Below are 10089 nucleotides of genomic sequence, written 5' to 3'. Positions count from 1 at the left end.
AGTCAGTACGGTGATCTTTTACCATATTATATGGATGGAATACGTAAGAACGAATTTGAGAACCCCAGGCAATTTCTGATTTTTCACCACGAATTTCATCCAATTCTTTGGCATTTTTTTCAGCTAATAAATGCGCCAACTTGGCCTGCAACATCTTCATAGCCGTATCCCTATTTTGGAATTGAGACCGTTGTCCTTGTGAAGCCACTACAATACCTGTTGGCACGTGGGTTAACCGAACTGCTGAAGATGTTTTATTGATATGTTGTCCCCCAGCACCTGATGCGCGGAACACGTCCATTTCAATATCAGATTCATCGATTTCAATTTCTGTATTTTGGTCTAACACTGGCATGATCTCTACTGAAGCAAAGGATGTATGCCGACGCTTATTAGAGTCAAATGGTGAGATACGCACCAAGCGGTGGATGCCATCTTCCGATTTTAAAAAGCCATAAGCATTCACCCCTTTGATTTCTAGTGTCACAGACTTAATCCCTGCTTCATCACCATTTTGAAAATCTAGTGTGGTCACTTGATAATCATGTTGGTCTGCCCACCGTTGGTACATGCGAAGGAGCATAGAAGCCCAGTCTTGGGACTCAGTACCACCAGCACCTGGATGAATTTCTAGCAAGGCGTCATTGTGGTCATATTCCCCACTTAGTAAAATATTGCGCTCATAGGCACTAATTTTAGCCTGAAAAGCTTGAATCCGACTAACCAATTCCTTAGATAAATCGGGATCTGGTTCTTCCTTAACCATTTCGTTTAAAAGTGACAATTCTTCATATTCATCCGCTAGATTATTGAATTCATCATAGACCTTTTTCAAGGCGTTATTCGCATCAATTACTGCTTGGGCTTTTTCTGAATCATCCCAGAAATCTGGTTGAACCATATCAGCTTCATACTCAGCTAAATCTGCCTCCATTTTTTCTAAGTCAAAGAGACCCCCTGAAGCTATCAATTTGGCTTTCGTTCTGTTCTAATAGGTGATTAATTTCATATTGTTCCATCTTATATCGCTCCTAATAAAAATACGGGACCAACATGCATGATGATGTTACTCGGTCAATGCCTTGTTCGTCCCGATGTTCAAAATATGCTCTTATTTAGCTTGTTTACGTTCTAGGTTTTGACGGATTTCTGATTGCATGAACATGCGTGTTGCATCATATTCAATACCCGCAATCATTTCGTTGAAACGGTCGAATCCTTCAGATTGGTATTCTACCAATGGATTATTTTGCGCGTAAGCACGTAGTCCAACCCCTTGACGTAATTGGTCCATAGCGTCAATATGGTCAGTCCAGCGAGAGTCAACTGCGCGCAGGATAACCACTTTTTCAAATTCTAGGGCCATGTCTTTGTTATTGATTGAATCAATTTTTTGGTTGAAACGGTCAGCTGCTTTATCTGTAATAAAGGCAATAATTTCTTTTTGGTTTTTACCCTCTAAGTTGTCAATATCTACTTGCGTATTGCGGTATAAGGTTGTTTCGGCAAAATCAGCCAGCGCTTCTAAGTTCCATTCAGAACGGTCACCAGCAGTGTATAATTCCACTTGGCGTTTAATGGTCCGCTCAATCATTGGCCACATTACGTCATCCAATGACTCTTCAGCTGAAATCACTTCGAAACGTTGTGCGTAGATAACATCACGTTGTTGACGCATCACTTCATCGTATTCCAGGACGTTTTTACGGGTATCGTAGTTATTCCCTTCAACACGAATTTGCGCGCCTTCAACTTGTTTAGTAATCATACGAGACTCAATCACCATCTCTGGATCATCTTGGTCTACGTTTAAACTTTCCCATAATTGTTGGATACGCTCTGAACCGAAACGACGCATCACGTCATCTTCAAGTGATAAGTAGAAACGTGAGTAACCTGGGTCTCCTTGACGTCCAGCACGCCCACGTAACTGGTTGTCGATACGACGAGACTCGTGGCGTTCAGTACCGATAACGGCTAAACCACCAAGTTCTTTTACTTCGGGGCTCAATTTAATATCTGTACCACGCCCCGCCATGTTCGTCGCAATCGTCACGGCGCCCTTTTGACCTGCATCAGCAACGATTTGCGCTTCACGTTCATGGTTTTTAGCGTTCAACACATTATGGCGAATACCTAATTGCGTTAAGGCATCTGATAACATTTCAGAAGTTTCAACCGCTACAGTACCTACTAAAACTGGTTGTCCAGCTTGGTGACGGGCAACGATATCCTTTACAACCGCGTTAAATTTAGATTTTAAATTAGGATATAAGATATCTGATTTATCTTCACGAATAACTGGTTTATTGGTTGGAATTTGAATGACGTTCATATTATAAATTTCACGGAATTCTTCTTCTTCAGTTTTGGCTGTACCTGTCATACCGGATAATTTTTCATACATTCTAAAGTAATTTTGGAAAGTAATTGTCGCCATTGTTTTGGATTCATTTTGAATTTCAACGTTCTCTTTGGCTTCAATCCCTTGATGCAACCCATCAGAGAAACGACGCCCTTCCATGATACGCCCTGTAAACCCATCAACAATTTTAATTTCCCCGTCAACTACAACGTAGTCAATATTTAAAATCATGATGTAGTTAGCACGCAAAGCTGTATCAATATGGTGGATTAAACGACCATTTTCGATGTCATATAAGTTTTTTACATGGAAGACATCTTCGGCTTTTTCAATACCTGTTTCAGTAAGGGCAATTGTTTTAGACGACACATCAATCACATAATCTTCGTCTTCTTTTAAGCTCTTGGCAAAATAATCTGCCCGTTGGTACAAGGCAGTTGATTGCTCAGCCTGGTTTGAAATGATAAGTGGCGTACGTGCCTCATCGATTAAGATTGAATCTACTTCATCGACAACCGCAAAGTATAAAGGACGCTGCACCATCTGGCGTTTGTACACGACCATATTGTCACGCAAGTAGTCAAATCCAAGCTCATTATTTGTTGAATAAGTAATATCTGCTGCATACGCTGCACGTTTTTCGTCGTTGTTCATGCCTGCTTTATTCAATCCTACTGTTAGGCCTAAGAAAGTGTACAACTCACCCATTTGCGCAGAGTCACGGCTAGCCAAGTAGTCATTGACTGTCACTACATGTACCCCTTTACCAGTTAAAGCGTTTAGGTATACTGGCATCGTTGCTGTTAAAGTTTTACCTTCACCAGTTTTCATCTCTGCAATGTTTCCGTAGTGTAAAGCCAAACCACCCATAATTTGTATGTGGTATGGGAATAATCCAAGGACACGGCGTGCACCTTCTCTTACTGTTGCAAAAGCTTCCACTAAAATATCTTCCAAGTCCTCGCCTAATTGTAGACGCTCTTGGAATGACTTAGTCATATCTTTTAATTGGTCATCTGTGTAATTTGCAAAACGATCCTCTAATGCTTCAACTTGTTTTGCAGTTTTATCAAATTTTTTCAAATCTTTTCTTTGGTTATCAAAAACCTTTTTTAAAACATTTGCCATTATTTTCTCCTTTGGTTCAGAAAATTATATAAATCTTGGGCTAGGGCACATAATCCTACTAGATAATATGCTGTAAGCCTTGGTACCCACTATCCCCAATATATTTATCGTCCTATACATGATAGCATTAAAATTTTGTCATTAAAACAGGAAACGGCTAGCCTAAGCAGAAATTATGAGATTTTTACAATCTTTTTCCTGGAAAAATGACTAAACCCATTAAAAAAAGCTCCGGCAATCACCGGAGCTTGTCACTTTATCAGAATGTTTTCTTGGTTATGCGTCTTCTAATTCATCTTCGATGGCAATTAAACCATATGAACCTTTACGACGAGCATATACCAAGGCATCTTTACCAGTTTCAGCATCTTCAAAGATGAAGAAGTTGTGACCTAGCATTTCCATTTGTAATACTGCTTCTTCTGCAGTCATCGGCTTCACAGATAAGGTTTTACGACGCACAATCTTAATTGGGTCATGCCCTTCTTCAGCCTCTTGCTCAACGCGGTCAGCTTGCACTTGTGTCTCCACAGCGCCTGGTAAACCAGCACTTACACGAGGTTTACGATTCATTTTTGTTTTGTATTTACGTACTTGACGTTCTAACTTATCAACCACAAGGTCAATAGAACCGTACAAGTCCTGAGATGTTTCTTCAGCACGTAAAGTCAAACCACCTGTTAAAGGAATTGTAACCTCTGCCTTAGCATCCTTATTCGGATAAACTTTCGCATTTACATATGCAGTAGCATCTGGTGAATCAGTGAAATACCGTTCAATCTTAGAGATTTTCTTTTCAGCGTACTCTCTGATTGCTGGTGTGATTTCAATATTCTCACCGCGGACGTTGTATGTAAACATAATCTTTCATCCTTTCTACCAGTAATAAATCACTGGTGAAGCTCCTATAGCTTCTTTATTAGTACCTTAATTATAATAGAAAACGCTTACCGATACAAATAATCCACACTGAAAAAATACATTATCTTGCAAGGGTCAGTCCGCTAACTTGACTAAAGCCCGCTAATTCAAGTGCCTTATAGGCTGAAAACATGGTGGTACCCGTAGTATAGACATCATCGAATAGAATAATCGGACGGTTTTGATTTATATTTTCTAGGGCCTTTTTCACCTTAATTTTACTTGTATCTTGCAAACGGTCATGGCGGTTTTTATAGGCCTGCTTCCCCCGACTCCCCTCACTTATCAGTAAATCTTTATAGGGAATACCTGCAGCTTCTAATAATAAGGCGGTTTGATTGAAACCTCGATTAGCTACTTTCTCACTGGAGGACGGCATAGGTACCCAAATCGCATTCTGATCTTTTCGGTAAGCTGACTTTAATTCATTAGCAAAAAGAAAACGTCCCCGTATATCTCCCTGCCCTTTTAAAACGATTAACCAATCTTTAAATATTCTATTATATTGGTAAAATGCTTGATTCTTAAAATGCCAATTATGATAACTATGCCAACTTTGACAATCACCACAAAAACCATCTGCATTCACTTCAACTACCATTTCGTCCTTAACTGACCGTCCACATTGCTTACAGGTATTTTTAAGATGAATAGTTTCTAATCCGCTTAAACACTCTTGGCAAAAAAGAGCTGGTTGAATCGGTCCTAAAGACAAGATATCCGATAAGTTTAAGTGACTATCTAAGTTATTTTGACAGATTAAGCAAGTTGTCCCTGTACCAGTAGTTGTCCTTTCACCATTCGTAAAAGCTTTAAATAAACTAGTCATCAATTAAACCTCGTTTTCTCGCTTGTTCATTCATGGTTTTAATTTGCCAAATTGCAGCATTTGATGCTTTCGTTTTCCCGTAATGGAGAAAGTAGACAGCGCCAGAAGGCCATTTAGGTTTTCGGCCCACTCGGCCTGAAATCTGGACCAGAGCTGCTGTAGTAAAGGTCTGGTCCTCACTACCTAATACGATGACATCAATATTGGCAAAGGTAACGCCACGCTCCAAGATAGTCGTTGAAAACAAAAAATCATAACGACCATCTCGCATATTTTGTACCTTGATTATCCGGTCTGGGTCTTTTGACGACACGGATTCAAACCGGTAATCAGCAAATACTTGCCGGCAAGATTTTACAAAAGTTAGCATTAAATCAATGTTTGGCATGAAGATCAAAACTCGTCGTCCTTTGGCCAGTAACCGCCCTAATAGTCGTTTAAAAACATATGGTACTTTACCTGCCTGAATAATACTATGCCAGTCGCCTACCCATTGGTGGACCGGAACTGGTAGCCGGTGTCGATGGTAACGTGCCGGGAGAATAGACACGGGCATCTTCCCCTCTTTGATTTGTTTTTCATGGCTGGGATTGGGTGTTGCTGTCAGTAAAATCTGCGCGCCATTCCCTTTTACAGCACGATTAGAAGCAAAATATAACATTGGGTCACCATCATAAGGAAAAGCATCAATTTCATCAATAATCAACAAGTCAAAAGCTGCTTTGAAACGAATTAACTGGTGGGTAGACCCGATTGTAAAAGCCGCGCCACTATATGATTCTTCAGACTGGCCATGGAGTAATTGAATAGTAATTTCAGGAAAAGCTGCTTTAAATCTCGGTACTAATTCATTGGCAACATCAATCCGAGGTGTTGCTAAGGCAACTTTGCCACCAGCCATTAGCGCTTGGTTAACTGCTTCAAAGACCATTTCGGTTTTACCCGCACCAGTAACTGCCCAAACTAAACGTTGGCCACCAGTTTGGTAGCTTTGACAAATCTCTTCAGAAGCTTGGGCCTGTTGTTCAGATAAGGTCCCAGTCCACGCAAGATAAGATTGGTTTCTTTTCCAGGAATGTGCTTTAGCTGTTGCTTCTATGTGATAGAGCTTGTCGCAGGTCCGTAATTTACCAAAGTTAAGACACTGCAAACAATAAAGGCATTCTACTAAGTCACATTGACAGATATTTTGATGAAAGTTTGTATGGTTACCGCAACGAAGACAAGTTAAACGCGAACCGCTTTTTTCTATGGCAGGGAAAATCTGTAGTCCGGGGATTTTCAGCGAGGCTATGGATTCATCAGTCTGGTCAATTTCCTTGGCTGTAACGAGTCGACCGCTTAATAAATTGATCACTTCTTCCATGCTTATCCCCCCTCATCCAGTTTATACGTCAAATTTTAGGGATTACGCCAAAAAAGATCAGGAAATCTCCTGATCTTAATTAAATATAAAAAATAAGTGCAATTTCAATAAATATAAAAACTTCGTCTTACCCTAGTCAATATCAGTGTTTTGCCACCAAACTAAAGCATAGGCAGCTGGACCAAGATGTGTCCCAATAACCGGACCTACTGGCGTTCGTTGCATATCTAAATCTGGGTGGTTTTCAGTCATATAAGCCACCAAACTTTGAACTTGCGGGGTGTCATCTTCCCCTACAATAGCGACCCTTAATCGTGGATCTGCTTGATAAGCTTGTTCGAATAAATCAAGCATACGCTTCACTGTCTTTTTATGGGTACGAACTTTTTCAAAAACTTCGATTTTCCCCTGTTCAAAATGCAAGATTGGTTTTACTTGTAATAGGTTACCAATTCCAGCTGCACTAGCAGAGATACGGCCACCTTTAGCTAAATGTCCCAAATTTTCTACTGAAAAATAAGCATCTGCAGTTAATTTTAAGGCATCTAATTTTGGTAAGATTTCTTCTAAACTTAGACCTTGTTCGCGCAATTTAACGGCTTCTTGAACGAATAACCCTTGACCAATCAAGGAAATATCTGAATTATAAACCGCAATCCGGACATTTTTTTCTTCAGCAACTTCGTTTGCAATCATATTAAAGGTTTGGAAGGTACCAGAGATACCTTTTGATAAAGTCACAACCAAAATTTCATCATGTGTCTCAGCAAGGCGTTCAAACGCTTCTGTGACAAGTCCTGGCGCTGGTTGCGAACTTGTTGGGATCTCATCTAAGGTTGCCATCTTGGCATAAAATTCATCAATCGTGATGTCGATATTGTCACGGTAAGATCCGTCTGAAAATGTAATTGTTAATGGTAGCACTGTGATATCGTGACGATTTGTAAATTCGTCTGAAAGATAGGCAGTACTATCCGTTACAATGGCAAGTGACATATATTTTTCTCCTCTAATCCCTGTACTTTACGGATTGCCACTTGAAAAATAATCAACCGGCAACAACATAATTGTCATTTTATCAAACATCTGCATAAAATTCGACAAGTTTATCTGATAAAGCGCTTCAACTTTGTGAAATAAACTCAAAAGATAGACAAATAGCGAAAAAACTTGAAATATGCTACTCTCAAAGGAAAGAAATTGATAACAAGGAGGCAAGTCAAATGATTGAATACCGGACTGTAATTGAAAACGGTGGCGACCACGAAATTGAAGTGAAAGGGTCACGGTTTATTTGCCATGCAAAACGGGTCTTCAATGAAGATGAAGCCAATGCATTTATCCAAAAAATTCGTAAAGAACACTACAAAGCAACCCACAATTGTGTAGCCTTCCAGATTGGTAACAAGAACGAGATTCAACGCGCACTAGATGATGGCGAACCATCCGGAACCGCAGGCGTTCCTATGCTTGAGGTCCTAAAACAGCGAGAATTACAAAATATTATCGTAATTGTTACCCGATATTTCGGTGGTACTAAATTAGGTGCCGGTGGCCTTGTCCGTGCTTATTCTTCTGCTGTTTCAGAGGGCTTAGACGCCATTGGTCAAGTAGAACGTAGGCTGCAAACCCAATTAGACATCAAAGTTGCTTACCCATTAACTGGTCAATTAGAACATTGGATCGCTGAATCGCCCTACAACTTATTAGATACAACTTATCTAGCTGACGTAACGTATCATTTAGGTGTCCCGTCTGATTTAGTAGATCAAGTTCAAGCCGACATCGTTAATCTAACAAGTGACCAAGCTGAATTTGCTATTGGTCAACAAGTCTATGTAGACATTCCAATTCGTTACTAATTTATTTATCAACTATAAGCAAATCCACTAGCATAATTTTGCCTTGCATTTTTAAAATGATTGGTGGACAATATAATTGTAAACCCTTACAGATGGAGGCTATATTATGGAAATTGAAAAACAAGTTGCAGACAAATATTTGAAGACTTATATGGTTGAAAAAGCTCCAGGATCAGCATCTTTGATTGCTTTCCCCACTTCAACTGAAGAAGTGGTCGCATTTATTAAAGATGCCAACGCGAGAAAGCAACCCACGATTACTATCGGTAGTCAAACTGGATTAACGAGCGCAACTTATCCTGTTAATAATGCTTGGTTACTAAGCTTGGAGAAAATGAATAACATTATTTCATTAGATGAGCAAACGCTGACTTTAACTGTTCAAGCAGGTGTAACCTTATTTCAAATCCGCGATTATCTAGCGAATACACCTTATTTCTATGCCCCTGACCCTGGTAATAAAAATGCATCAGTCGGCGGAAATGCATCTACAAATGCTGGTGGGATGCGAGCGATTAAATACGGTGTGACCCGTGATAATATTCGTGGTTATGATGTGGTATTAGCTAATGGAGAATTGATTCACGTTGGCTCTTTAAATAAAAAAGATGCGACAGCTTATGATTTGAAAGACCTATTTATCGGTGCTGAAGGTACGCTCGGGGTAATCACAGAGTTACAATTGAAATTAACACCACGTCCAGCTTTTGAGAAATCTGTTATTCTCGGTTTTAATTCTTTAGACGGTGTGTCAGATGCTATTTTTGAAGTTGTGAAGTCACCTGTTCAACCAATTGCTTTAGAACTTTTAGAAGAATCAGGTATTCACTATTCTGAACAATTTATTAACAAGAAAATGCCTGAAGTTCACGGCGAAGCTTTCTTATTGGCAACCGTAGCAGACAATGCGGCAGACGGTTTAGCCTTCCAGCTTGAAGCCATTCAAACCCTTGGGAAAAAGGCTGGCGCTATTGAAGCTCGCGAACTTTCTGACGATGAGGCCAGCGAAATGTGGGCCATCCGTGATAATATCTTGAACGGTATCGTTTCTAAAGGTGACTGGAAAATGTATGACCCAGTTGTTCCTAACCACTTGTTTACAGACTTAGTGAAGGAAGGTAAACGCTTAGGGGATAAATATAATGTCCAAACCGGATTCTTCGGTCACGCAGGAGACGGTAATATTCATATTTGTATCTTACGCGGTGATCAAGATGATGAAACTTGGGAACAAATTAAACACGACTATGAAAATGACTTATTCCCATACGTTGCTGAACAAGGTGGCTTATTATCTGCAGAACACGGTATTGGTTTAGAGAAAAAAGCTTATCTACCTTACTTCAAAGACGAAGCATATATGGCAGTATTAAAGTCCATCAAACAAGCCATGGATCCGAATAACATCTTGAACCCAGGAAAAATGTTTGATTAACAAGGGTGAGAGCGAGACCGTTCAACTCAATAACGATGGAAGACTATAGCCGTATCACACGCAGTGTGATGCAATATAGTCTGAAGCGGACTTGAGTTGGTCGAGCGAACCCAACTACAGGAGGTGAGCACCTACGCTCTGCTCAATAACGATGGAAGACTATAGCCGTATCACACGCAGTGT

At 40.0% G+C, this 10089-nt stretch carries 8 protein-coding genes; 2 read left to right on the top strand and 6 right to left on the bottom strand.

From position 1 onward, the window contains the following. From prfB to ACRCJ0_RS01395, 6 genes are all read right to left on the bottom strand, one after another. Positions 1-1019 (bottom strand): peptide chain release factor 2 gene (gene prfB, locus ACRCJ0_RS01420; RefSeq protein WP_431389279.1). Its coding sequence is split into 2 segments (ribosomal slippage), with 1018 coding nucleotides annotated over them: positions 1-946 and positions 948-1019; the frame shifts between segments, so codons are not numbered across the junction. This gene is flagged as partial in the annotation. Positions 1020-1111: 92 nt separating this feature from the next. Further along, positions 1112-3493, bottom strand: a complete 2382-nt coding sequence (secA, locus tag ACRCJ0_RS01415; protein WP_431389278.1) for a preprotein translocase subunit SecA — start codon at positions 3491-3493, stop codon at positions 1112-1114. Positions 3494-3769: 276 nt separating this feature from the next. Beyond that, positions 3770-4354: a ribosome hibernation-promoting factor, HPF/YfiA family gene (gene hpf / locus ACRCJ0_RS01410; RefSeq protein ID WP_417894219.1), complete on the bottom strand. Its 585-nt coding sequence runs from the start codon at positions 4352-4354 to the stop codon at positions 3770-3772. A 121-nt stretch (positions 4355-4475) separates the two neighbouring features. Continuing rightward, positions 4476-5243 (bottom strand): ComF family protein, encoded by a 768-nt coding sequence (locus ACRCJ0_RS01405; RefSeq protein ID WP_431389277.1) that lies wholly within the window; start codon positions 5241-5243, stop codon positions 4476-4478. Next, positions 5236-6609 carry a DEAD/DEAH box helicase gene (locus ACRCJ0_RS01400; RefSeq protein WP_431389276.1) on the bottom strand — a complete coding sequence of 458 codons (1374 nt, stop codon included), beginning with the start codon at positions 6607-6609 and terminating at the stop codon, positions 5236-5238. Before ACRCJ0_RS01400 ends, ACRCJ0_RS01405 begins: the two co-directional genes overlap by 8 nt. A gap of 132 nt (positions 6610-6741) precedes the next feature. Further along, positions 6742-7605 (bottom strand): DegV family protein, encoded by an 864-nt coding sequence (locus ACRCJ0_RS01395; protein WP_431387993.1) that lies wholly within the window; start codon positions 7603-7605, stop codon positions 6742-6744. 227 nt (positions 7606-7832) lie between these two features. On the opposite strand from ACRCJ0_RS01395, the gene ACRCJ0_RS01390 reads away from it, so the two are divergent. Continuing rightward, positions 7833-8471, top strand: coding sequence for a YigZ family protein (locus ACRCJ0_RS01390; RefSeq protein ID WP_431389275.1), 639 nt, complete (start codon positions 7833-7835; stop codon positions 8469-8471). 106 nt (positions 8472-8577) lie between these two features. Continuing rightward, the gene (locus ACRCJ0_RS01385; RefSeq protein ID WP_417893922.1) at positions 8578-9906 is read left to right on the top strand and encodes an FAD-binding oxidoreductase; all 1329 of its coding nucleotides are present in this window, start codon (positions 8578-8580) and stop codon (positions 9904-9906) included. The last annotated feature ends 183 nt before the right edge of the window (positions 9907-10089 follow it).

The organism is Aerococcus sp. L_32 (assembly GCF_050689315.1).
This window is presented reverse-complemented; position numbering and strand designations above follow the sequence as displayed.

What these genes read in the sequence shown, in the direction of transcription:
- secA (WP_431389278.1), bottom strand. Translation starts at nt 3,493, where the DNA reads ATGGCAAATGTTTTAAAAAAGGTTTTTGATAACCAAAGAAAAGATTTG.
- hpf (WP_417894219.1), bottom strand. Translation starts at nt 4,354, where the DNA reads ATGTTTACATACAACGTCCGCGGTGAGAATATTGAAATCACACCAGCA.
- ACRCJ0_RS01405 (WP_431389277.1), bottom strand. Translation starts at nt 5,243, where the DNA reads ATGACTAGTTTATTTAAAGCTTTTACGAATGGTGAAAGGACAACTACT.
- ACRCJ0_RS01400 (WP_431389276.1), bottom strand. Translation starts at nt 6,609, where the DNA reads ATGGAAGAAGTGATCAATTTATTAAGCGGTCGACTCGTTACAGCCAAG.
- ACRCJ0_RS01395 (WP_431387993.1), bottom strand. Translation starts at nt 7,605, where the DNA reads ATGTCACTTGCCATTGTAACGGATAGTACTGCCTATCTTTCAGACGAA.
- ACRCJ0_RS01390 (WP_431389275.1), top strand. Translation starts at nt 7,833, where the DNA reads ATGATTGAATACCGGACTGTAATTGAAAACGGTGGCGACCACGAAATT.
- ACRCJ0_RS01385 (WP_417893922.1), top strand. Translation starts at nt 8,578, where the DNA reads ATGGAAATTGAAAAACAAGTTGCAGACAAATATTTGAAGACTTATATG.